This is a genomic window from Yersinia canariae, from assembly GCF_009831415.1.
Classification (GTDB): Bacteria; Pseudomonadota; Gammaproteobacteria; order Enterobacterales; family Enterobacteriaceae; genus Yersinia; species Yersinia canariae.
On sequence record NZ_CP043727.1, the window covers coordinates 2,385,448 to 2,410,995 of the forward strand.

The following is a 25,548-nucleotide window of genomic DNA, read 5'->3' on the forward strand; positions in this document are numbered from 1 at the left end:
TATCTGCCAATTAATGGTTTTTTTCGCTAACGGCCAATGTGAATTTTTTGTGACAGTTGTGTTATCCCCTAGACAGTTTCGCTTCCCTCGCTTAGCTTGGTATTTTCCCCTAAGTTGAAGGTTATATGATGAGCGAAATATCTACCTTAACCATTAAAATCCCTCTGGAATTAAAAGAGAAAATTAAAGCTGCTGCCTTAGAAAAACAGTTTTCTCTGAGTACCGAAGTTTGCGAAAGATTAGAACAAAGCTTTGAGGTTGATGTTAAAAGCAGTAAAAGCAGCCGCAAAGAGGCCAAATTGCATCACAGCGAGATTGATAACCAAGGCGTAGAAGAGATTTCAGAACAACCGTTGAGCCAGAAAGAATTGAAGAAACTGCGCCAACTGCTGAAAGCACCGCAGAAGAAAAAATAGATCATTTTATCAAACAGCCCTATCTGGCCGTCGGGTGATACATTCACCCGATCGCCGATAGACGCGCCAATTATTGCCCGTCTAACCCTCTGATTGGCTTAATCGAAGCCCACGCACGGCATGATGGACAATGCCAGTAGAGTGAATGCGCGGTAAAACCACATTTATGGCAGCGATAACGCGGTTTGGTGCGAATTTGCTCCCCAACCATATCGCGTAGCAACAGCAAACTCTCTTTCGCGCGCCCTTCTTCTGCATCAGCCAGGTGATAATCCATCAATCGATAGAAAACACGCATGGTTGGATGGCGCTGTAACTGGCGATTAATATAGGTTTGCGCCACATCACGGCCTTCATGCTGCTCAATAATTTCTGCTAACATTAACTCAGCCGCCGCACCAGTATTCTCTTCAACACAGCGTTTGAGGAAATTCGCCCAAGCCTCGGGTTGCTGGAGATGCTGGTAACATTCACTGAGCATTGGCAATGCTTCGCTGACCACTTCTTTATCTTGCTCTAACACGCGCTCCAGCGCTTCGACGCCTTTCGCATACTCACCCTTGGCCAAATACACCCGGCCTTGCATGATAGACACCCGAGCACACTGTTTGTCCGCTGAGGCCGCTTTCTTCAGCAGATTCATTGCCTTATCAAGATCATCACTTCCCATGGCTTGCAAAGCCAGTTCGCAATAAAAATGGGCAATTTCCAGCCGCTGATTATCTTTGCCCATTTTGACCAGCTTCTCTGCCACTTCAATGGCATTGTTCCAGTCACTGGTTGCTTGGTGGATAACTAATAACTGCTGTAAGGCACCTAGCCGAAAATCTTGCTCTTCAACCAATTGATTGAACATATCCTCCGCCCTGTCATATAAACCCGCCGCCATGTAATCGCGACCCAGTTGCTGGATAGCCAGCAACCGTTGTTCAAATGTCAGGGAGGCACTTTCCATCAAGGCCTGATGGATGCGGATAGCGCGGTCAACCTCACCACGCGAGCGGAAAAGATTACCTAACGTCAGATGCGCTTCAACCGTTGAACTGTCTTCTTTCAGCATTTCAAGAAACAGATCAACCGCTTTGTCTTGCTGGTTTGAGAGAAGGAAGTTAACCCCGGCCACATATTCACGAGACAGGCGGTTAGCATCCTGCTGTTTATCCTGCTGAGCACTTCTACGCCCCATATACCAACCATAGGCGGCAGCGACTGGTAACAGCAGAAACAGCATTTCTAACATAGAAAATTATTCCTTGCTGACGGCAGGTGTGGATGCAGTCGCATTCGGTTCAGTCGGTAGCTCTTGCTGTGATTCAAGGCGTTTGATTTTCCGCTCAGCGCGGCCCAATAAAATTCGAACCCGCAGATAAAAAAGCCCACAAATAATCCATCCCAGAACCAAACCAGCGGCAAAAAGCGTTGCCAACAAGGTAGATACCCGGTATTCGCCCTGAGCCAATAAATAATTGAAGGTAACGACCTGATCGTTATTTGCTCCGAGCGTGACTGATATCACGAAAATCACGAGCACTAACAAAAAAATCAGCAAATATTTCACGTTTTTTCCTAAAGGCCGAATCAACCTGATGAATTATGCCAAAAATGTGGCGTCCTTACTTAATAAATTAGCACTTCCTTACCCAGCAAAGAAAGCCTGCACCAAGATAAAGCGCTGAACCCGAGCTTAATTGAGATTATTTTAAGCAACTTAACGGCGAATAATAGTTAATCGTTTAGTTTTCCTCATGCTCGCGTTTTTCAATCTCCTGCTGTTCTTGAGGTGGAATAGTGAATGGACCAAACCACCGCTGCACCAAGCTGCATACAATGGCGACTAACAAACCACTGATAATCGTCGCTGCCATCAAGTCGCCAGGCCAATGCATACCTAATACCAGACGGCTCATCATTACACCCTGCGCCCAGAGCATCAATAAAATAACTGTTTTGTAATGCCGCCGGGGCCATAACAATCCCACACCTAATAATGCCCAACTGGCGGCAAAAACGGTATGACCGGATGGAAAAGCAAAACCGGTTTCAAATTGCCAGTGGCGACTCAGCCAAGGTGGAATGATAGATTGGTTCTGAAGTTGCTGCCTGACCAACTCGCTACGTTCGACACGGGGTAAGGAATAGAAAAAACGGTTATCAATATGATGTTCAGCTTCCAGCCACACAACGAATGGCCGAGGCTCCTGCACATGCTCTTTAATCAATGATTTCAGGCCCTGCCCCAAAATAATGACCACACCCAGTATGACTAGCAGCCCAATAGCCGGTTTGATCCTAAAGCGCAAGCACCACAAAAACCAGCCACTGAGGAGCGCACTGGTCAGCATCCCCCATGGCGCTGTAACTGTTTCTGTCACCCAAAAAAAACCTTTTAGCCAGTTTCCACCGCCGCCGGGGTGCCACTGCCAGCCGGAGAGCCAAATGGCGAATGTTGGCAGCAGTAAAATAAGTGCTCCCACGGTAATTCGTTTTGCTATATTCCACATCTGAGGCCCTTTCTTGCTGGCAATTCCCACAACATATCACCCATGGTGATAGCACTATTTGTATGAGTGCTATAGCTATATAATATAAGTCTCTCTAACCATTGATAACATACACAAATTTTTGTCACTACCGAAATAAGTCCCAGATGAACATTCACGCCAACCTTCTTGCTGCTTTGTTGAACAGCAGCAAGCCAAAAGTTATGGCAATATAGCTAATAATGATCGCGGAAAATTTTTTATTTAACCTTATACCCTAAAATACGGGGTGTAGCGGGTTAAAACGGGCATTCACGGTAGGATAGCAACAACCTTCCTAAGGGCATGAAGTTATAATATGAACAGTAAGATGCAGCTAAAACGTGTAGCGGAAGCCAAATTGCCGACGCCTTGGGGTGATTTTCTGATGGTCGGTTTCGAAGAGTTAGCCTCCGGACATGACCATCTGGCATTAATATTTGGTGATATTAGTGGCGATGAGCCGGTGCTCTCTCGTGTTCATTCTGAATGCCTGACGGGCGACGCCCTGTTTAGCCTGCGTTGTGATTGTGGCTTCCAGTTAGAGGCGGCACTGGCACATATTGCCGAAGAAGGCCGTGGTGTGTTGATTTACCATCGTCAGGAAGGTCGTAATATTGGTTTACTGAATAAGATTCGGGCTTATGCTTTGCAGGATCTGGGGGCCGATACGGTTGAAGCCAATCATCAACTCGGTTTTGCCGCCGACGAGCGCGATTTCACACTGTGTTCTGATATGTATAAATTATTGGGTGTTAAAGCCGTGCGCTTGTTGACGAATAACCCTAAGAAAGTGGAAATTCTCTCCGAAGCGGGGATCAATATCGTCGAACGTGTGCCTTTAATTGTTGGGCAAAACCCTAAGAATGAACATTATATGGCCACTAAAGCCGCCAAAATGGGCCATTTATTGACTAAGTAAATCACCTTGGCTTTTCAGGATTTTTGCCTGTAAAAAGGGAGCGCGCGGCTCCCTTTTTCATCATTTAAGCAAATGGTGACACTGTCACTATCTCATCATAACATTTTGCGGATAACATAATGCAAAATGCCGCCATTTTCGAAATACACCAATTCAGTGCCTGTATCTATGCGGCAGAGAGTATCAATTTTTTGTTGCCGTCCATCTGCATAGGTTAGTGTCACTGGCACCGTTTGCCCGGGAGACAAACGCTGTAACCCACTGACACTAATAGATTCATCCCCAGTCAGACCCAATGTTTTGCGATTTACGTCTGGTGGGAATTCGAGTGGCAGAATGCCCATGCCAATGAGATTGGAGCGGTGAATACGTTCGAAAGACTCTGCGATAACAACTCGAACACCCAATAACCTTGGCCCTTTAGCAGCCCAGTCACGACTAGAACCTGAGCCATATTCCTTACCGGCAATGACGGCTAATGGCACATTTTCCTGCTGATAACGCATGGCCGCATCGTAAATAGCCATCTGGTTTTGTGATGGGATATGACGAGTCATTCCCCCCTCAACACCGGGCACCATTTCATTACGGATGCGGATATTGGCAAACGTGCCGCGCATCATCACTTCATGGTTACCACGGCGGGAACCGTAGGAGTTAAACTCTTTAATCTCTACCCCACGATCTCGCAGATAACGGCCTGCTGGGCTGTCGAGCTTGATATTACCGGCCGGTGATATGTGGTCGGTGGTGACCGAGTCTGCCAAAATCGCCAGAATGCGAGCATGATGAATATCCTGAACCGGTTCTGGTAATGTCTTCATATCACTGAAGAAAGGCGGCAAGCGGATGTAAGTGGAATCACTCTGCCAGTCATAGGTTGGCGTGCTATCAACTTGAATTGCCTGCCAATCTTCATCACCATCAAACACCGCTGCATATTCCTTTCGGAACATATCGGTTTTAACTTCTTCAACCGCTTTGGCGATTTCAAGCCCCGTTGGCCAGATATCTTTCAGATAGACCGGATTGCCCTCAGGGTCATTGCCCAGTGAGTCCTGTGTCAAATTGACATTCATGTTCCCAGCCAAAGCATAGGCCACCACCAGCGGCGGCGATGCCAACCAGTTAGTTTTCACCAAAGGATGGATACGCCCCTCAAAGTTGCGGTTGCCAGAGAGCACCGCGCCGACGGTTAAATCCCCCTCTTTAATCGCTTTTTCAATCGGATCGGGCAACGGGCCTGAGTTACCGATACAAGTCGTGCAGCCGTAGCCCACCAGATTGAAGCCTAAACGGTCAAGATAGGGCGTTAAACCCGCAGAATTGAGATATTCAGTGACAACTTTTGAACCGGGGGCCAGTGATGTTTTTACCCAAGGTTGGGTTTTAAGGCCTTTTTCTGAGGCTTTTTTGGCCAGCAAACCCGCAGCCATCAGCACGCTAGGATTGGAGGTATTGGTACAGGAGGTAATTGCGGCGATGACTACCGCGCCATGCTCCAATTCGTGGGTTTTTCCGTCTAAAGTGAAGGGAACGTGGCGAACTTTGTCTTTTTTGCTGTTGATTTCCAGCTCTTCAAAAGCGCGAAACGCCAAAGGAACCTTTGGCAATGCAACTCGGTCTTGCGGGCGTTTTGGCCCGGCCAAACTGGACTCCACCGTGCTTAAATCCAGAGATAACTGGCTGGTGAATACCGGCTCATCCCCCGGATGACGCCATAATCCTTGTACTTTGCTATAGGTTTCTACCAATGCAATCTGTTCGTCGCTACGGCCGCTTAAGCGCATATAACTCAATGTCACGTCATCGACCGGGAAGAAACCGCAGGTGGCACCATATTCCGGTGACATATTGGCAATAGTGGCACGGTCAGCGAGGGGCAAATCCGCCAATCCATCACCATAAAACTCAACAAATTTACCGACCACCCCGTGTTTTCTCAGCATCTGTGTGACGGTCAACACCAAGTCAGTGGCGGTAATCCCTTCGCGCATTTTACCGGTCATTTTGAAGCCGACCACATCAGGGATAAGCATAGAGACCGGCTGGCCCAGCATCGCCGCCTCAGCTTCAATGCCGCCAACACCCCAGCCAAGAATTCCCAAGCCGTTAATCATGGTGGTATGAGAGTCCGTCCCCACCAACGTATCAGGATAGGCAACCTGCTTGCCGCCCTGCTCTTCATGCCAAACGGTTTGCCCCAGATACTCCAGATTAACTTGATGGCAAATCCCCGTCCCCGGTGGCACCACACGGAAACGGCCGAAGGCTTTTTGCCCCCAGCGCAGGAAAATATAGCGCTCGTGATTGCGTTCCATTTCTAATCGAACGTTTTCACCGAATGCCGCTTTATCACCAAATTCATCGACGGTTACCGAGTGGTCGATAACCAAATCCACCGGGGATAATGGATTAACCTGCGCGACATCCCCGCCCAGGCGTTTTACGGCTTCGCGCATCGCGGCCAAATCCACCACCGCCGGGACGCCGGTAAAGTCTTGCATTAATACGCGTGCGGGCCGGTAAGCAATTTCTTTCTCGGCATGCCCAGTCTGTTGCCAGGCAATAATAGCTTTAAGGTCATCCTCCTGAACCTGTTCACCATCTAAGTGGCGGAGCAAGTTTTCAAGCAACACTTTCAGTGATTTGGGTAATCGGTCAATATCCCCAAGCTCTGCCGCAAGTTGCGGCAGGCTGTAATAGTGATATTCGTGATTGAGGGCGACCAACTTGGCCATACTCGTTTTCCGCAAATCCAACGACATAGCGCCTCCATTGTTTCTTATAGTGTTCTAAACAACATTCATCTCAACAAGACTAATCCCTTGAAATTATGAGGTCTAGATTAAATATAACACAAAGAAACATTAACATTTTGGCAACAATGGCGATTGCTATGATAGACGGCCTAAATATAATTTTTGCGCTCTTTTACTCCGTCAATAAAGCCATTAACATATCCCACGTTTTCTCCTGCTACATAGCTTTTTTCTGAGCCACTATCTTTATCTTCAATTTCAAGTATATCGTCCTCAGAGTAACTATCTTCTTCAAATACAAAATCACATTCTGAAAAAATCTCTTCAACTTGTTCATAATTTTCTGATTCAATAATTCCAAGGTTTGCATATGCCAGTTTCGGAGTGCCTATTTCAGTTGGATTTTTTGAACCTGGCATAGTATTAGCTATAGCATAAGAGTTGGGGGTAAATAACTCTTTAAACCACTCTAAAATCATTTTTATTATACCGTTGCGATTTACGTCACGTCTTAATTCGCTAGAACACTGTTCCTCAAACTTAAAAAAAATGCGCGACGTCTCTTCATTTAACGTAAAGTCTTTACCTAAAAATAGTTGACAGTCCAAAGTGAATAAAAGTTGAGCCCCATCGGTATAAGGTACTGAATAATGCATTTCAAGTCCGTGGTGCCTATCGAGCTTGAATTCCATTGAAATATCATCATGATGTAAATAAGGATGCCCTCTCTTGGCATGCTCCAGAGCAACTGTTGCCATTGAATATCGACTCACTACATTCAGTACAGCAATTCTCCTCTTATCATCATCGTCAGTGCCTGCTTTTAACCACCCTTTATGAACCAAGCGTTCTAATACCTCCTTAATATTTTTATAGCCACCCGAACATTCCCCATCAATATAAAATTGTTTTTTTTCAATTGGAGTATTGTTACTCTTTAATGCACTAACTGTATTAGTTAGCCCCAGAGACTCTATTGGATAAGATATTCTAGACATTTATTCCTCTTGACTATGTTTATATAAAAACAAGATTACATATCAATAAAATATCAAACTAATTTTAAAATATCTTTTGAATTTACACTTATTATTTTCGTTATTGAAATAAAATTAATTCTTCAATTAAGGTTATAAACTATATTTTCAGGCAATTTAATTTGAATATCACACTGCTTTTTTATACAGTAATAAATAATATGTTGTGTTGTTAAAACATAACATCAGGTACACCCTACACACAAAATGAGATTAAATAATGTCAAAAAATAAAAAGAAAACATCAGCGTCGGTAGCTGCGCAGGCGGCAAAAATACTCAAAGATCCTAATGCCTCGGCCATTGAAAAAAGTCTGGCTGGCTCGGCACTCTCTCAATCTAGCACTAACAACCAGACCGGTGCTCATATGGAAGATGTTGCGGCACAAGTGCTGGCAGATCCTGAGTCCAGTGAACAAACCAAGACGCTGGCCGGGTCTGTACTCGCCCAGGCAAATAAAGAACGCTAAGCATAAAAAAGCCCCTTTCGAGGGGCTTTTTTAACTGTAAGGTGCATTACTTCGTCGGCAGTTTGATGTCTTTGAACATCGCCTCGATATCATCATTCGAACGCAGCGCCACCGCTTTATCCACCACATCCCGCGTCAAATGAGGGGCAAAACGTAGAATAAAATCATACATATAACTGCGCAGGAAGGTACTGCGGCGAAAACCTATTTTCGTGGTGCTGTAAGTAAAGATGTCTCGCGCATCAACCGTCACCAGATCTGGATCTTGGATTGGGTCAACCGCCATGCTGGCAATAACACCAACACCCAGACCTAATCTCACGTAAGTTTTAATCACGTCCGCATCTGTCGCGGTAAAGACAATTCGTGGCGTCAGACCCGCACGATTAAATGCAGTATCCAATTCAGAACGCCCTGTAAAACCAAAGGTATAGGTCACAATAGGATAAGCGGCTAGTTCTTCAATACTAACATGGGCTTTCCCTGCTAATGGGTGATCGGGTTTCACCACTACCGCACGGTTCCAGTGATAGCACGGCAACATAATCAGGTCATCATACAAATGCAGTGCTTCCGTGGCGATAGCGAAGTCAGCACTCCCCTTGGAGACCGCTTCCGCGATTTGTGTGGGTGACCCTTGATGCATATGCAACGATACACGGGGATAGCGCTCTATGAAGCCTTTAATCACATTGGGCAATGCATAACGCGCCTGAGTATGTGTTGTTGCAACATACAAAGAACCTTTATCAGGATAAGTATGTTCACCGGCAACCGCTTTAATGGCATCAACTTTTGATAATACTTCACGGGCAATACGGATGATTTCCAACCCCGCAGGGGTTACCTGAGTGAGATGCTTACCACTGCGGGCAAAAATCTGAATCCCCAGCTCATCTTCCAACATTCGGACCTGTTTACTGATCCCAGGTTGTGAGGTGTACAGGCCTTCTGCAGTGGACGATACGTTAAGGTTATGATTCACCACCTCAACAATATAGCGTAGCTGTTGCAATTTCATATCTATACCATCCTAGGTTAAACACTGCGGGAGGCCCACAGTTTGGTATATCGGTATTAGCCGGTATGCCGAGAAGTGATTAACTGAAACCCGTAACTGCATGATGCCAAAGTGGTCAGTATTGACCTTATAATAACATTAGGTGATAAAAAAATATTTTATATAACTACTATATCATTTCATCTGCAACTGTATACACCCTTGTTATGTTAGCTTTATCTCAGCCTAATCACCGATATAAGTCCGCGCGCATACTTGAGCTGTTAATGATTTAATTTATAGAATATTAGCTTAAAAATAATAGTGTTTTTGACTCAATGCAGACAATCGTTAACGATTGATAACTTCAACAGTTTGACCAAGACTATAAAGCACTTGGATAGATTAGCCCAATAAAAAACCAGCCACTAAGGCTGGTTTTTAGATGTACAACTCAGTATTTTACACAACGAATAGCTGTCATGCTCAGCAATAAAAACGCCACGAAGAAGCATTCAACTGCTTGTCAAAATACCTATTTTTTAGCTTCAACCCATTTGCCATCAATATAGAAAGCAGACCAACCGGTGGCTTTGCCATCTTTCTCTGACGAAACGTACTGTTGCTTGGTTTTGCGGCTAAAGCGCACCATGGTTTTATTACCCTCTTTATCCGTCACTGGCGCATCAGCCAGGTAACGTAATTTCTCAGGTAATCTGTCCTTGAAACGCACCAACTCTTCTACCAATGGCGCACGGGTTTCGCGCGATTTAGGGAAGGTATTGGCTGCCAAGAATACGCCAGCAGCACCATCTCGCAACACAAAATAGGCATCAGACTTTTCGCAAGGAAGTTCTGGCAAAGGGACTGGATCTTCTTTCGGCGGTGCAACTTCGCCACTGCGCAAAATTTTACGGGTATTTTTACACTCATCATTAGTACAACCCATGTACTTGCCAAAACGCCCCATTTTCAGGTGCATTTCAGAACCACACTTTTCGCACTCAACGATTGGGCCTTCATACCCTTTGATGCGGAACTCACCTTCTTCTATCTCATAACCATCACATGCTGGGTTATTACCGCAAACATGTAACTTACGTTTGTTATCAATTAGATAGCTATCCATGGCTGTGCCACATTTCTGGCAACGACGGCGGGCGCGTAATGCGTTGGTTTCCGCATCATCACCTTCCAGGATATTAAGAATCTCAGCATCCGGCACCAGATTTATAGTGGTTTTGCAGCGCTCTTTCGGCGGCAATGCATAACCTGAACAACCCAGGAACACCCCAGTACTGGCAGTGCGAATCCCCATCTGACGGCCACAAGTTGGGCAATCAATGCTGGTCATGACCATTTGATTCGGGCGCATACCGCCCTCCTCAGGATCTTTTTCGGCTTTTTCAAGTTGCTCGCTGAATTCGGCGAAGAAACCATCCAGTACTGCCTTCCACTCGGCCTGATTGTTAGCAACCTGATCCAGACCACTTTCCATGCGCGCGGTAAAATCGTAATTCATCAACTCACGGAAGTTCTCTTCCAGACGGTCGGTTACAATTTCACCCATTTTCTCAGCATAGAAACGGCGGTTTTCTACGCGGACATAGCCACGGTCTTGAATGGTCGAAATAATCGACGCATAGGTAGATGGGCGGCCAATGCCCCGTTTTTCTAATTCTTTGACCAATGACGCTTCACTGTAACGCGCTGGCGGCTTGGTGAAGTGTTGGCTTGGGATTAGCTTTTGTAAATCCAAGTCACTGCCCACTTCAATCACTGGCAGAGTCCTGTCTTCATCCCCTTTACGCAGTGCTGGCATCACCTTCGTCCAACCATCAAATCGTAAAGTTCGGCCTTTCGCCCGCAGTTGGAAATCGCCTGCCTGTACTGTCAAGGTGGTCGAATCATACTTGGCCGGAGTCATCTGACAGGCCACAAACTGACGCCAAATCAGCTGATACAGCTTCTGGGCATCGGCTTCCATATCTTTTAACTGTTCAGCCAATACATTCACATCAGAAGGGCGGATAGCCTCATGCGCTTCTTGTGAATTCTCTTTGCTGCTGTACTGATTGGGTGCGGATGGCAAGTATTTATCGCCAAAATTATCACCAATATATCCGCGCACCATCGTCAACGCATCCTGACTTAAATTGGTCGAGTCAGTACGCATATACGTGATATGGCCCGCTTCATACAAGCGCTGCGCCATCATCATGGTTTTCTTCACACCAAAGCTCAGGCGGGTACTGGCAGCCTGCTGCAATGTAGAAGTAATGAACGGCGCACCCGGCTTGCTGCTGGTCGGTTTGTCTTCACGATCCAGCACTTTATAGCGCGCGTTTTCCAGCAATTTAAGCGCTGCGTGGGTCTGTTCACGATTGACCGGTTTAAAGGGTTTATTGTGAGCATGGGTGACTTCCATTTGGATAGGAACTTCACCTTTCGCCAGCAAATCAGCATGCAATTCCCAGTACTCTTCAGGAACGAATGCTTTGATATCCCGTTCGCGTTCAACCACTAAACGCACGGCGACCGACTGCACTCGCCCAGCAGACAGACCACGGGCAATTTTTTTCCACAACAGTGGAGAAACCATATAACCCACAACCCGGTCCATAAAGCGACGAGCTTGCTGGGCATTAACCCGGTTAATATTCAATTCACCAGGCTGATTAAAAGCCTGTTGGATAGCGTTTTTTGTGATTTCGTTAAATACCACACGACTAAAACGCTTATCATCACCACCAATCACTTCCCGCAAATGCCAGGCAATAGCCTCTCCTTCGCGGTCAAGGTCGGTTGCGAGATAGATGTGGTCAGCGTTTTCGGCTAATGCTTTCAGCTCGGCAACCACCTTTTCTTTGCCGGGCAAAATTTCATACTGCGCTTTCCAGCCATGATAAGGATCGACGCCCATGCGGTTAACTAATGCAACCTTTTCGTCTTTCTTTACTTTAGTTTTGGGCTTGTCGGCTTTCTTGGCTTTATCTTCAGTTGAGTTAGCGCTCTTCTTACTGGCTGAGCCACTGGTCGGCAAATCACGAATGTGACCGACACTGGACTTAACCACGTAGTTATTCCCTAAGTATTTATTAATAGTTTTGGCTTTTGCCGGGGACTCAACTATTACGAGAGCTTTACCCATAATTACCTTTACCTAAATTATTTCTTCTAAAAGAAGGTTTTTATCTTGCCGTATTGCGGCATTCTGAATCTCTTTTTTATATTGCGGTACTTTTTCAGGAGATCAACCTGTTTTTTTAATCGGAGTCATAAAAGCGCTTTCCGAAGTTCAGTTGGCTATCTCTCAAGATCTTTGCCTGCGCCCAGTGCTACAGCAGTGAATTCTGCCTCATGGCGTCAACAAAACCTGCCACCTAATAGTATAAAATCCCACACTGTACCTGATAAAAAGCGACACGCAACCTAATTAGCTCGGAATCTGAATTTATCCAATAGTGGTGACAAAGCCATCAATGACTCGAATAAACCTTAGTCGGTTTGCGAACAAATGCTAACCCGCAGTACAATAGATAAGAGAAATTACCTTGTTCTGAGGGAATATGATTGTTGTGAGGAAATATAATGATCGGAAACACAGCACCTATTGAGCGTAATAAATTATTGACAGAAGCCAATGAGATTATTCGTCAACATGAAGATTATCTACAGGGTATGAAGGCAACCGAGGTTGAGCAAAAAGGCCCGGTATTAGTATTTCGCGGAGAGTTTTTCCTTGATGACGAGGGATTACCTACCGCAAAAACAACTGCGGTATTTAATATGTTTAAACATCTCGCACACGTTTTATCGGCTAAATATCATTTAATCGACTAATTGCAGATTATTCCCTTTGCAGCGCCCTCTTTTAGCCGCTGCACCAAAAATAACAGGGGGCCAAGCCCCCTGCTTTTATTGCACCGAATTCGGATTACATCGGGTTATAACAAGGGCTTCTCACCGCGTTGCCACCAGCGTAATAATAGGCGGTCGGCACTTTCTGCGGCACTCCCTGTAAAGCGATCCATCAGACGTTTACGGCGGGTATAACGCACACCAATGACTTCGTGATTATCCATTTCAGCAATCAGTAAATCATCACTGGTACCGATGGCATCAACCAGCCCTTTCTCTTTGGCTTGAGTCCCGAACCAATGTTCGCCCGTGGCAACAGCGTCGATATCCAAAGAAGGCCGTTGTTGCTGAACGAACTGCTTGAAGAGTAGATGAGTTTCATTCAGATCTTCACGGAATTTTTCGCGCCCTTGTTCCGTATTTTCACCGAACAATGTAAGGGTTCGCTTGAATTCACCTGCGGTATGTAGCTCAACATCAATATCGTTCTTTTTCAGTAAACGATGGAAGTTAGGTATTTGAGCCACAACACCGATTGAGCCAATAATAGCGAAAGGCGCGCTAATGATACGATCAGCCACACAGGCCATCATATAGCCCCCGCTAGCGGCAACTTTATCGACCGCAACAGTGAGGCGAATACCTTTGTGGCGCAGGCGCTCCAATTGTGACGCCGCCAGACCATAGCCGTGCACCACGCCGCCAGGGCTTTCCAGCCTCAACAGCACTTCATCCTGGGCCGTAGCCACTGCCAGCACCGCTGAAATTTCTTCACGCAATGACGTTACTTCATGGGCATCAATACTCCCTTTGAAGTCAATAACATACAAGCAAGGCTTGATGGCGGCTACCGCACCCGATTTAGCACGCTGCTTTTTGAGTTTTTGATCAGATTTTTGCTGCTTTTTAAACTCTTTGCTCCAGGCTTTTTGCTCAGCATGACTCATGCGCGCCAAGCGCATTTCGCGCTGCATATCCTTATATTGCTCACCCAGGTCAACCAGATTGAGTTCTCCCCGTTGCCCTTGTTTCCTCATTCCTTGGCTGACAACCAACAATACTATCGCAGCAATCGCAACCACGATGGTCACCACTTTAGCGAGAAACAGTCCGTACAGAGAAAATAACTCCACAAATACCGCCTTTATTCATCTGCTATTAAAGAGATACCTGCATTCTAGCGAACCCGTAAGCTGGCGTCTTGCGCAAATGAAAAATTGCATTGGTTTCGCTTAAATATAAGAATATAAGAGATATCGCGGCATGTATGAGTAAAATTTCCGCCGCCAGTAAGAGGAATAATTATGCATTACCAACCTAAGCATGACCTGCTCGACAATCGCACTATTTTGGTGACAGGCGCAGGTGATGGCATTGGTCGCGAAGCGGCTCTGACTTACGCACGTTTTGGTGCGCGCTTAATTCTCGTTGGCCGCACAATGCACAAACTTGTTGCTGTGCAACAACAGATTATCAAGGCCGGTGGCCAGCCAGTCAGCATTTGGCAGCTGGATTTACTGCATGCGACCGAGCAAGATTGTCAGCAATTAGCCGATGCGCTCAGCCATCAGATTTCTCAGCTAGACGGTCTTTTGCATAATGCCGGTTTATTAGGTGAGGTGGCCCCGATGGCCGAGCAAAATATCGCCGTCTGGCAGGATGTTATGCAAGTGAATGTCAATGCAACTTTTATGCTCACTCAAGCACTATTACCTTTATTGCTGAAATCACCAAGCGCCTCTCTGGTTTTCACCAGTTCCAGTGTTGGTCGTCAAGGGCGCGCGGGATGGGGAGCTTATGCGGTGTCAAAATTTGCCACTGAGGGCATGATGCAGGTGCTTGCTGAAGAATATAAGCAGAGTAACCTGAGAGTTAATTGTATTAATCCAGGGGGAACTCGCACTCAGATGCGCGCAAGCGCCTTCCCGGATGAAGATGCCAGCAAGCTAAAAACACCCGCAGATATTATGCCGCTGTATCTCTACCTAATGGGCGATGATAGCCGCAGGAAGACCGGTATTAGCTTCGATGCACAACCTGGCCGCAAACCCGGCCCCGCAGAATAAAGGAAACTTTCATGTCTGAAGAACGCCACCAACAGCGTCAACAAAAAATAAAAGAAAAGGTTGAATCACGGGTTGCAGCAGCGCAAGAAATTCGCGGCATCTTGATTGTTTTTACCGGCAATGGCAAGGGTAAGACCACGGCCGCATTCGGTACGGTGACCCGCGCGGTTGGCCACGGCCTGAAAGCGGGTGTGATACAGTTTATTAAAGGTGAATGGCCGAACGGCGAGAAAAATCTACTGCAACAACATGGGGTTGAGTTTCAGGTCATGGCAACCGGTTTTACCTGGAATACACAAAATAGAGAAACAGATACAGCCGCCTGTCGAGGGGTTTGGCAACACGCTCAGCGTATGTTAGCGGACCCGACATTAGATTTAGTCGTGTTGGATGAACTGACTTATATGGTGGCTTATGACTATCTCTCTCTGGATGAAGTCGTTGATGCGCTAAAACAGCGCCCTGCCCATCAAACCGTCATTATTACTGGCCGTGGTTGTCATCGGGATCTGTTAGAAATGGCGGATACGGTGAGTGAATTGCGCCCAGTTAAACATGCTTTTGATGCCGGTATTAAGGCACAGCAAGGTATTGACTGGTAATTATCGGATTTTGAAGGGAAAAAAGGGAAGAAAATGATTTCTTCCCTGATATAACTTAACCGCGCTTGTTGGAACCACGACGCCCAGTTGTTGCTGCGGGTGCTGCTGCATTACCCGCGTTTTGACGAGTCGAACCTTTACGGGCCGAGCTTTGACGCCCTGCGACCTGACGGCCAGCAACTTCAGTGTGGCGTTTAACGGCACGACGGATTTGATTAGCCTTAACCCGGCGTCTGTCTTTCTCCACTGGCAATTTGCTGACAGTTTCAGAATTCAGTTCTACCAGCTCGCGCAGATAATTGGTGGCTTTCAGATCCAATTCAGTCCAGCCGCCACGAGGCAAGCCCTTAGGAAGATTGATATCACCATAACGCACACGAATCAGGCGGCTCACCTGTACACCGACCGCTTCCCATAAACGGCGAACTTCGCGGTTGCGCCCTTCGGTCAACGTGACGTTATACCACTGGTTAAGCCCTTCTCCACCTTGGAAACTAATGGTGCGGAATGCCGCGGGGCCATCTTCTAATTGCACACCACGACTGAGCTGCTTGATTTTTTCGTCATCAATTTGGCCAAACACTCGCACCGCATATTCGCGCTCAACCTCACGGCTTGGGTGCATTAAGCGGTTAGCCAGCTCACCATCTGTGGTGAACAGCAATAAACCTGAGGTATTCACGTCCAAACGGCCTACCGCAACCCAACGCGAACCGCGCAGTTTAGGCAAACGGTCGAACACGGTTGGGCGGCCTTCAGGGTCATTACGGGTACAAAGTTCACCTTCCGGCTTGTAATACGCCAGTACACGGCACACTGCTTCTTCAGATTCTTTAATAGAAAGAAGATGACCGTCCAGGCGAATTTTAGTGGCCTGAGTGACTTCAACACGGTCCCCTAGCTTTGATATTTTACCATCAACGCTAACGCGGCCCTGCTGAATGATTGTTTCGATTTCCCGACGAGAGCCATGACCGGCCCGTGCCAAGATTTTCTGTAATTTTTCACCCACAATTTTATCGCCCTGCGGTTTAGGGCTTTGCGGCTTTGAGTTTGTTAACTTTTGGTCTTCTGACTTCTCGCTCATTGAGCAACCTCTAATGTCGCCTTCACAGGCGTCGCGTTATATATTGTAATCAATAAGTTAAGCTCACAATCAAGCAGAACTCACTGATTGTAATACATTTTGGAACACAGCATGGCACGCAGAAAATGGCGCAGATGCCCCTATACGCTGGTTCGTGACCGGACATATTACACTAATTTCACAGTCAGGGATTCAAAAAGTAGTACGGCAGCGGAAATGAAGTTGCCGGATTATACCGGCAAATGCGCAGGTCAGTGACGAAGGTAGATTTTTAGATAATTCAAGGATACCGCAGAACAAACTCGGCTCACCAAAGCACTACGCCGTGGCATATTGTGGCTCGACGCCGATATTCTCCAATAGTTGCGAGACAATCCCTGCATTCATCAACATCGGTTGTAAAGTTGGGATACCTAATTTACCCAGAGCGCTGCGCTTGTGGTAGCTGATGGTTTTATTACTGAGTTGCAAATGATCGGCAATATCATTGTTTGATTTACCTTGCAGTAATAAAGCCAGCACGGTTCGCTCGCGTTTCGATAATAAGCAGGGCCGCTTCTTCGTCAGTATTGTCGAGCTTGAAAATGCTCGGTTTAGTTGGGTCACAAATTGGCTAAGAGACGCATTTTGCGCGATAACGGCATACACCTGCTCAACACCGCAAAAATACTGAGTCAATAGATCAACACAAAACTCGTCAGCTATAACAATCACGCGACAGTTTGGGCGGTGTATCCGCAACCAGTCAACAACCAAACTAAGACTATCGCCAGACGTATAATCCTCGCCACGTAAACTCAAAATAGCTAAATGCGTCGCAGGGAATTTAACTAAATTATCATAGCAATCAGTCAGCGAACCAACACTGGCCACAATATCTACCGATTCACTCATTAATAACTTTTTTAAAATACGTTCCAGGCTAAACCGGGTAAAAGAACAAGGGTGTTGAATGATCGCAAGCTTATCTTCCATAGCGCTTATTTCCTTTGATAACACACTTAAATTGAACGTTACTTAGCTAAATCTTCTTACTTTTTTAAAAAATGAATTGATAAAAAACATTGCAATGGTCGCTGAGATAAACGACAGCCACAGTGAGAGCGCAATCAGAGAGTCATAGGTATCTTCCGATACAATCATTCCCGAATAAATTGAATGCATATAGCGCATACTCTCTGGAAAAGTCTCAACAATAAACAAACTGAAAAAACAAAATAACCAGACAAACCAGAAAAAAGACAGTGACAATGAAAGCAACTTTTTCATAGGATTAAATCCAATATACGGTTATTTTTCATTAAGCTAGTTGCAGGGCACATTCTGTATTCAGCAGTAAATCCGCTTGAGGAAAGCAACAATAGCCCGATATAACAGCATCAATAGCGCCGTCGAGGTTAATAACGTCGTCCTTTTTGTAGACATAGCCACGAACACCTATTTCGAGGCATTTTTTTAGGTAATAAATTGATATCAAAGAAGTATAGATAAGTACTTTTGACTCGGGAGACATAATCATTAGTTTATGAATAAGGTTAAGTTGAAGGTTTTTATACCCCACGAAATCCACAATAATTAAATTAGGCTTATAAACACTCGCCATTTTTATTGATTCGTGTTCCCCGCCTGTTTCATAAACTCTCCCGCCCTTGCACTCTATAATTCCTCTTACTACATGCCTAATCAAAGGGTGCTGATCAATAATTAACGCCGAAATTTTATTATTCATAAGAACCTCATTCGTAGAATTAATTTAAATCAGTGATTAGGGCAGAATTGATCGTAAGAACAATTCTGCCGGGACTTTAATCAGTATTAATTTAGTGAGTATCCTCCCGTGAGGCCGCAATTAAGCGTGAGAGATGTTTCAGCCGTTGTTGATGGAGTTGAAACATATAACCCATAATAAATAGGATCAGTATCATAGGTATCTACCATACCGTCATAACCCGGAATGCTAATATTCCTGGAGAAGGTGTAACCGGGCTGAGTTGTTGATGTATCATTAATATAAGCACCACAGGTCACTTCAGTATTGCCCCCGGTTGCAACCACAACATTGGGTGAAATAGTAAAGTTTAATGTTTTGCTTTTGGCTGTCGGCAACCAATTAACACAGTTAACGGATAAATTAACAGCACCAATATTCTCTGATAACCGTGACTCATTACTATTATGTAAATAAATATGCTCACCACTTAGGATATTCTCAATATTCGTGGCCCCCACAGCACTGGCTTCACAGGCAACATCCAGATTTTCCTGAATAAGATCAATTGTACTGGTGGTATAGGTCTCTGAATAAGGTGCGTTGCAAGAGGTAGTGCTGTTACAGACGTTACCCACACCGAAGGTACTCACCCGAAACTTTCCTGAACCTCCGGCTAATGAAGTAATATTAGCTCGAGGAATTGAGACATGCTGGTCAACCATAACGCCGTGCGCAATCGCAATTTTAACAGCATCGTAGTGTGTAGCTGCGTTCATCAATTCATCATCGTAGGATCCATTACCTCGCAGATCCACGTCATATGATTGAATTGCCGGACTAATAATGGTCCCGTTGGAGTTCACCATATTAAAGTTATATCGCAAAAGACAAGAACCAAGTGAAACAGTACTTGTTGCTCTCTTACATCTATTCTGGTGACTCATATGAGAGTTTCTATCACCGGCAGTGGGCGGGTTATTTGTTCCGTCCCAATAAGTATGCGCTAAGTCGAATGAAAGTTCATTCAAACTGGTTAGCGGATTTTTAACTTCATAATGACCTAGCACTGTATTTGGTAACACTAAAAACGCTAACGAAAATAAAAACAACTTTAATGATTTCATCATATTCATCCACAATAGAGTTACTGCAAAACTGATATTAATTAAAGTAAAGAACACACTCACTTTTAATTATTAAGTAATGAGAGGATGGTATTAACAGTACCGGTTAATACCACCTCATCATCGTTTCTCTATTTGTCTAATTTATATTGCCAAAGTAAATTTGACACTGAAAGGCACCGGCGTAAACGCCACAACATCAGAGTCATTGTTACTATTGACCGTTGCCGTTACTTGGCTATCCCCTGGATTGGCGCTTGTTAACGTCATGATAATGTCGCCATTAATATCAGTCGTTCCGCTCGCAGCAATGGCCGCATTATTCGTGGCATTGAAGCTAACCGATTGATTTGGGATAACATTCCCAAAAGCATCCACGACTTTGGCTTTAACACTATTTTGTGCAGTTCCATCCGCCGGCATATTTTGAGTGACGACCTCAAGGCTAACGGTGGCCGTGCTGACATCAGGTATAAAGGTTGAATCTATGGTCAAACTTTGGTTATTGACCTCCGCTGTCACCTCGGTTATGCCCGATTTGATATTCGTCAACGTCAATATAACTGAGCCATTTGCATCGGTGGTGCCACTGGTTGCCATCACAGCATTATTATTGGTGCTGAAATTGACGAGCAGATTTGGCACTCGATTTCCCAACGCATCCGTCACCACAGCTTTAACACTGTTAGTGGCGACACCATTAGCCAGCGCACCGTCATCCTCGACACTAAACGCCCCGCTAATAATGGTCGCGGTGCCGCTGTCAGGAATAAAGGTCACGTCCACACTTTGGCTGTTGCTGTTCACCGTCGCCGTCACGCGAGTCGCGCCCGCCGTGACATTGGTCAGTGTCATGGTGACCACACCAGCACTGTCGGTGGTGCCGCTGGTTGCTATCACTGCATTGTTATCCGCAATGAATGTCACCGCCTGATTGGGCACCACATTGCCAGTAGCATCCGTGACAACTGCTTTCACTTCATTTTGTGCAACACCATTAGCCAGCGCATTGTCTTGAGTGACAGTCAGTGCCCCGCTAATAATGGTCGCCGTGCCGCTGTCGGGAATAAAGGTCACATCCACACTTTGGCTGTTGCTGTTCACCGTTGCGGTCACGCGAGCCGCGCCCGCCGTGACATTGGTCAGTGTCATGGTGACCACACCAGCACTGTCCGTGGTGCCGCTGGTTGCTATCACTGCATTGTTATCCGCAATGAATGTCACCGCCTGATTGGGTACCACATTGCCCGTGCCATCGGTGACAATCGCTTTGACGGAATTGGTTGCAGAACCATTAGCCAACGCATTGTCTTGAGTGATGGTAAGTGCTCCGCTAATAATGGTCGCCGTGCCGCTGTCGGGAATAAAGGTCACATCCACACTTTGGCTGTTGCTGTTCACCGTCGCCGTCACGCGAGTCGCGCCCGCTGTGGCATTGGTCAGTGTCATGGTGACCACGCCAGCACTGTCGGTGGTGCCGCTGGTTGCTATCACTGCATTATTATTCGCAATGAATGTCACCACCTGATTAGGCACCACATTGCCAGTAGCATCCGTGACAATCGCTTTCACTTCATTCTGTGCAACACCATTAGCCAGCGCATTATCATGAGTGATGGTGAGTGCTCCGCTGATGATAGTCGCGGTGCCGCTGTCGGGAATAAAGGTCACATCCACACTTTGGCTGTTGCTGTTCACCGTCGCGGTCACATGAGTCACGCCCGCAGTGACATTGGTCAGAGATAAAATCAGCACACCTGCACTGTCCGTGGTGCCGCTGGTTGCTATCACTGCATTGTTATCTGCAATGAATGTCACCACCTGATTGGGCACCACATTGCCCGTGCCATCCGTGACAATCACTTTCACCTCATCCTGTGCTGTGCCATTGGCCAGCGCATTATCACGAGTGATGGTGAGTGCCCCGCTAATAATGGTCGCCGTGCCGCTGTCGGGAATAAAGGTCACATCCACACTTTGGCTGTTGCTGTTCACCGTCGCCGTCACGCGAGCCGCGCCCGCAGTCACATTGGTCAGTGTCATGGTGACCACACCAGCACTGTCGGTGGTGCCGCTGGTTGCTATCACCGCGTTATTATCCGCAATGAATGTCACCGCCTGATTGGGCACCACATTGCCCGTGCCATCCGTGACAACTGCTTTCACTTCATTCTGTGCAGAACCATTAGCCAACGCATTGTCTTGAGTGATGGTAAGTGCCCCGCTGATGATAGTCGCGGTGCCGCTGTCGGGAATAAAGTTAACATCCACACTTTGGTTGTTGCTGTTCACCGTCGCCGTCACGCGAGCCACACCCGCAATAGCATTACTGAGTGACACCGTCACAGAACCATCTGGCCCAGTCGTGCCATTCGCCGCGATCACTGCGTTGTTGTCCGCGATGAATGTCACCATCTGATTAGGCACCCGGTTGCCAGTAGCATCGGTGACAATCGCTTTGACCGAATTGGTTGCAGAACCATTAGCCAAAGCATTGTCTTGAGTGACAGTCAGTGCCCCGCTGATAATAGTCGCGGTGCCGCTGTCGGGAATGAAGGTCACATCCACACTTTGGCTGTTGCTGTTCACCGTCGCCGTCACGCGAGCCGCGCCCGCAGTCACATTGGTCAGAGTCATGGTGACCACACCTGCACTGTCAGTGGTGCCATTGGTTGCTATCACCGCGTTATTATCCGCAATGAATGTCACCACCTGATTAGGTACCACATTGCCCGTGGCATCAGTGACAATCGCTTTGATGGAATTGGTTGCAGAACCATTAGCCAACGCATTGTCTTGAGTGACAGTCAGTGCCCCGCTGATGATAGTCGCCGTGCCGCTGTCGGGAATAAAGTTCACATCCACATTTTGGCTATTACTGTTCACTGTCGCGGTCACATGAGCCACACCCGCAATAGCATTACTGAGTGACACTGTCACAGAGCCATCTGACCCGGTCGTGCCATTCGCCGCGATCACTGCGTTGTTGTCCGCGATGAATGTCACCAGCTGATTAGGCACCCGGTTGCCAGTAGCATCGGTGACAATCGCTTTGACCCAATTGGTTGCAGAACCATTAGCCAGCGCATTATCTTGAGTGACAGTCAGCGCCCCGCTGAGGATAGTCGCGGTGCCGCCGTCGGGAATAAAGGTGATATTCGCGTTTTGGCTGTTACCATTGACCGTCGCAGACACTTGAGTCACACCTGCAATGGTGTTAGTCACGGGCATAGATACAACCCCATTAGTATCCGTCGTGCCGCTGGCAGCCACCGTCGCGCTGTTATCCGCAATGAATGTCACAACTTGGTTTGGCACTCGGTTACCGGTAGCATCGGTCACAATAGCTTGCACCGTATTCGCCGCCAAACCATCCGCAATAGCATTATCTCGGGTCACGGTGAGCGCCCCGCGCAGGATGGTCGCCGTGCTTGAGTCTGGGGTAAAGTTCACATCCACACTCTGGCTAGCCCCATTGATCATTGCAGTGACTCGCGTCACCCCTGCTGTGATATTGCTTAGCGATTGTGTTACTGCACCGTCCGGACCTGTGGTTCCGCTCGCGGCAATATTTGCACCATTGTCGCCGATGAAACTGACCACTTGATTAGGAATCGGGTTACCACGAGCATCGGTAACAATCGCTTTTACACTGTTGCGATCACGGCCGTTAGCCAGCGCATTATCGACAAGTATCGTGAGCGCCCCATCAATAATCGTTGCCGTGCCGCTATCTGGGATAAAATTCACCGGTACACTTTGGCTTGCCCCATTTAGCATGGCGGTGACCGTCGTCACGCCCGTCGTATCATTGACTAACGTCACGGTGAGCGCCCCATCCGCACCGGTCATGCCGCTGGAGAGTGAAAGTGTGGCGCTGTTATCGGCGATGAAGCTAACGTGTTGATTTGATACAGGGTTGCCATTGGCATCTTTCACTGTTGCTTTAACACTGTTGGTCGCTACTCCATTGGCCAAAGCATTATTTTTCAGGACAACCAGATCCTCACTCAGGATGGAGGCGGTACTTTCATCAGCAACAAACGCCACTGCGGCCAGCGCCCGGTTACCATTGTCTAAAACCGCGTGAACCTGTCCCCCTCCGGCCAAAATACTCTTCACAGAGACCGTGGCTCTTCCCTGGCTGTCGGTGGTCGCACTGGGTGAGACAACATCACCAAGAGTGGTATTGAATGACACATTCATACCCGCCATAGGAGTATTTGAACCATTCGCGGTATCGACTACAGAGGCCCGATATGTCACTAAGGCTGTGCCGTCGGCAGTGGCCGAGGCACTTGAGCCCATCACGTTAAGCGCTATCTGATGCGGTGATTCCTGAACAATAATGTTAGTGGTTGCGGTGTTCGATTTATTGCCGCGAATGTCATAAGCCACCGCGCTGATTTGATAGCTATTGATGTTTTGCAGGTGCTGATAAGCTGGAAGAGTAACAGCAGCTGACTCCATGGTTTGCGGTATCAGAGCACCACCGGCTGTAATCAGCACCGGCGCACTCCACTCGACCCGGTCAGTGCCGTATTTTGATGACACCGTCCCTGTCAGAGTGACATTTTCCAGCGCATGAGCCGAAATCGTTGCTGGCAGTGCCAGATTGATGAGGTTCTGTTTCTCATACTGCATAACAATGTTGTAATTACGGTCAACCAGATCATAACGACTGCCTGCCAGGCTGCGCATTAAGCCGACAGTGTCCTTGCTAATTTGATCAATCCAAGGCACACCGAAGCGGTAATTAAAGTTCAACCCGACCTGAAGATCATTGGCCGTGTTCTGGCCTTTCTTATGGGAAACATCGACTGTTATCAATGGGATAGGTGTGTAATTCACCCCTAACGTCACCGCAGATGGCGAGTCACCTAAGTCATCAGGGCCGGTGCTCCCACTGTTTAAGGCAACCCCTTTGCCGAAGTATTTTTCATACATTAATGAACCGCCCAACTGTGGATAAGCGGGCAAATATGCCGCGGCTCTGATATCAAAACCATTGGCTGGCCGTTCATTATAATCTTCCATGTTCGACAGCACTGATTGGTGCCAATCGGTCAAACGGAAGTAGCCATTAGCAGAAAACTTGAGATTATCAGTCCAGGCTTCCGCCCCTACCCCCAGACGGCTATTTTTACCTGTCAGATCATAGTCATAAAAACTGTTAAGCCCGAACATCCAGTTGTCGGTAAATTGACGAACACCCAAACCGGCATTATTTGTCGTCCGATATCCGTCATAACGCACGCCTAACTGACCAAATAACAGGTTATCTGTCGATTCAACCAGTGGTAGCAAAATATCTGCATTAGCCGTGCCAGCTGAGTTGAGCTGAACCCGGGCATGACCAAATTGATTAAGCCAGTCCGAAGCGGCCTGTGAGGCCAGGCCAGAAGATACGCCTCTTACTGCACTTTCCGCCGCTTTAGCTGAATTATCACTGCCCATCACGCCCCAAAATTGGGTCGCCGTATTGGCAACATTATCTTCCGTAAGATTAAATTTATTGCCGCCAGAAATATCTGATGTCTGGTCGGTAGAACCCAGATCAGGTAGCGCATTTCCCGGTGGTAAAAGGGATGACTCTTGTTTCTCTATGAAGGGATTAGATTGTTGATATCTGTCCGGGGCCGCGGTTTTCTCAACAGGGCTATTTGGCTGCTCTGAATATAGTGGGGCTGGCGCTGTTGTAGGCTCAACTAATATCTCAGCCGAACGCATTTTCGTCATTATTTCGTCTAGTTCATCAGCCCGAACAGACAGCGAAATCAGCGGTGTGAATGCTATAGATATAGGGAGCAGTAATTGCATTAATAACGTATTAATTGCAATCGCTCGCATAAGTGATTTATTTGAATGGAAACCGTTCATAGTGAATTCAAAGTTCCGATTTTGAATGGCGATATCCGTTATCGCATAGATACAAGCCGTTTTATTATTGACAGATATCCGAAAAATCATCA

19 protein-coding genes are annotated in these 25,548 nt (G+C 46.8%); 6 read left to right on the forward strand and 13 right to left on the reverse strand.

Annotated elements, in window-relative coordinates:
- Positions 1–128: 128 nt before the first annotated feature.
- Positions 129–416 (forward strand): hypothetical protein, encoded by a 288-nt coding sequence (locus F0T03_RS11000; RefSeq protein ID WP_162527030.1) that lies wholly within the window; start codon positions 129–131, stop codon positions 414–416.
- Positions 417–486: 70 nt separating this feature from the next.
- Here F0T03_RS11000 and lapB read toward each other — a convergent pair whose 3' ends face one another.
- The 3 genes from lapB to pgpB form a co-directional block, all read right to left on the reverse strand.
- Positions 487–1,656, reverse strand: coding sequence for a lipopolysaccharide assembly protein LapB (gene lapB / locus F0T03_RS11005; protein WP_145556818.1), 1,170 nt, complete (start codon positions 1,654–1,656; stop codon positions 487–489).
- A gap of 6 nt (positions 1,657–1,662) precedes the next feature.
- Complete coding sequence (locus tag F0T03_RS11010; protein ID WP_145556819.1) at positions 1,663–1,974, reverse strand: LapA family protein; 312 nt, start codon at positions 1,972–1,974, stop codon at positions 1,663–1,665.
- A gap of 175 nt (positions 1,975–2,149) precedes the next feature.
- Positions 2,150–2,917 carry a phosphatidylglycerophosphatase B gene (pgpB, locus tag F0T03_RS11015; RefSeq protein ID WP_159678360.1) on the reverse strand — a complete coding sequence of 256 codons (768 nt, stop codon included), beginning with the start codon at positions 2,915–2,917 and terminating at the stop codon, positions 2,150–2,152.
- Positions 2,918–3,266: 349 nt separating this feature from the next.
- Between pgpB and ribA the strand changes: the two genes are divergently transcribed.
- Positions 3,267–3,857, forward strand: a complete 591-nt coding sequence (gene ribA / locus F0T03_RS11020; protein ID WP_145556822.1) for a GTP cyclohydrolase II — start codon at positions 3,267–3,269, stop codon at positions 3,855–3,857.
- A gap of 95 nt (positions 3,858–3,952) precedes the next feature.
- On the opposite strand, the gene acnA is transcribed toward ribA, so the two are convergent.
- Together acnA and F0T03_RS11030 are read right to left on the reverse strand one after the other, a co-directional pair.
- Positions 3,953–6,625: an aconitate hydratase AcnA gene (acnA, locus tag F0T03_RS11025; RefSeq protein WP_159678362.1), complete on the reverse strand. Its 2,673-nt coding sequence runs from the start codon at positions 6,623–6,625 to the stop codon at positions 3,953–3,955.
- Between the two features lie 143 nt (positions 6,626–6,768).
- Entirely contained in the window at positions 6,769–7,617 is an 849-nt protein-coding gene (locus F0T03_RS11030; RefSeq protein ID WP_159678365.1) for a hypothetical protein, read from the reverse strand.
- A 259-nt stretch (positions 7,618–7,876) separates the two neighbouring features.
- Here F0T03_RS11030 and F0T03_RS11035 point away from each other — a divergent pair, with 259 nt between their 5' ends.
- A complete protein-coding gene (locus F0T03_RS11035; RefSeq protein ID WP_145562030.1) occupies positions 7,877–8,125 on the forward strand; it encodes a hypothetical protein in 249 nt (82 codons plus the stop codon).
- 46 nt (positions 8,126–8,171) lie between these two features.
- On the opposite strand, the gene cysB is transcribed toward F0T03_RS11035, so the two are convergent.
- Both cysB and topA read right to left on the reverse strand, forming a co-directional pair.
- Positions 8,172–9,146: an HTH-type transcriptional regulator CysB gene (gene cysB / locus F0T03_RS11040; RefSeq protein ID WP_050318384.1), complete on the reverse strand. Its 975-nt coding sequence runs from the start codon at positions 9,144–9,146 to the stop codon at positions 8,172–8,174.
- Between the two features lie 514 nt (positions 9,147–9,660).
- Positions 9,661–12,276 (reverse strand): type I DNA topoisomerase, encoded by a 2,616-nt coding sequence (gene topA, locus F0T03_RS11045; protein ID WP_159678367.1) that lies wholly within the window; start codon positions 12,274–12,276, stop codon positions 9,661–9,663.
- A gap of 440 nt (positions 12,277–12,716) precedes the next feature.
- On the opposite strand from topA, the gene F0T03_RS11050 reads away from it, so the two are divergent.
- Complete coding sequence (locus F0T03_RS11050) at positions 12,717–12,968, forward strand: YciN family protein (protein WP_145555592.1); 252 nt, start codon at positions 12,717–12,719, stop codon at positions 12,966–12,968.
- A 104-nt stretch (positions 12,969–13,072) separates the two neighbouring features.
- Here F0T03_RS11050 and sohB read toward each other — a convergent pair whose 3' ends face one another.
- Entirely contained in the window at positions 13,073–14,119 is a 1,047-nt protein-coding gene (sohB, locus tag F0T03_RS11055) for a protease SohB (protein WP_145555591.1), read from the reverse strand.
- Between the two features lie 171 nt (positions 14,120–14,290).
- Here sohB and F0T03_RS11060 point away from each other — a divergent pair, with 171 nt between their 5' ends.
- On the forward strand, positions 14,291–15,052 hold the full coding sequence (locus F0T03_RS11060) for a YciK family oxidoreductase (protein ID WP_145555589.1): 762 nt from the start codon (positions 14,291–14,293) through the stop codon (positions 15,050–15,052).
- A gap of 11 nt (positions 15,053–15,063) precedes the next feature.
- A complete protein-coding gene (gene cobO / locus F0T03_RS11065) occupies positions 15,064–15,654 on the forward strand; it encodes a cob(I)yrinic acid a,c-diamide adenosyltransferase (RefSeq protein ID WP_145555588.1) in 591 nt (196 codons plus the stop codon).
- A gap of 55 nt (positions 15,655–15,709) precedes the next feature.
- Here the strand turns inward: cobO and rluB are convergent, their stop codons facing one another.
- The 5 genes from rluB to F0T03_RS11090 form a co-directional block, all read right to left on the reverse strand.
- Complete coding sequence (rluB, locus tag F0T03_RS11070; RefSeq protein ID WP_159678369.1) at positions 15,710–16,741, reverse strand: 23S rRNA pseudouridine(2605) synthase RluB; 1,032 nt, start codon at positions 16,739–16,741, stop codon at positions 15,710–15,712.
- Between the two features lie 318 nt (positions 16,742–17,059).
- Positions 17,060–17,716: a helix-turn-helix transcriptional regulator gene (locus tag F0T03_RS11075; RefSeq protein ID WP_145555585.1), complete on the reverse strand. Its 657-nt coding sequence runs from the start codon at positions 17,714–17,716 to the stop codon at positions 17,060–17,062.
- Between the two features lie 325 nt (positions 17,717–18,041).
- The gene (locus F0T03_RS11080; protein WP_159678371.1) at positions 18,042–18,470 is read right to left on the reverse strand and encodes a response regulator; all 429 of its coding nucleotides are present in this window, start codon (positions 18,468–18,470) and stop codon (positions 18,042–18,044) included.
- Positions 18,471–18,556: 86 nt separating this feature from the next.
- A complete protein-coding gene (locus F0T03_RS11085; protein WP_246169886.1) occupies positions 18,557–19,579 on the reverse strand; it encodes a heme utilization protein in 1,023 nt (340 codons plus the stop codon).
- Between the two features lie 141 nt (positions 19,580–19,720).
- Positions 19,721–25,426, reverse strand: coding sequence for an Ig-like domain-containing protein (locus F0T03_RS11090; RefSeq protein ID WP_159678373.1), 5,706 nt, complete (start codon positions 25,424–25,426; stop codon positions 19,721–19,723).
- Positions 25,427–25,548: the final 122 nt, after the last annotated feature.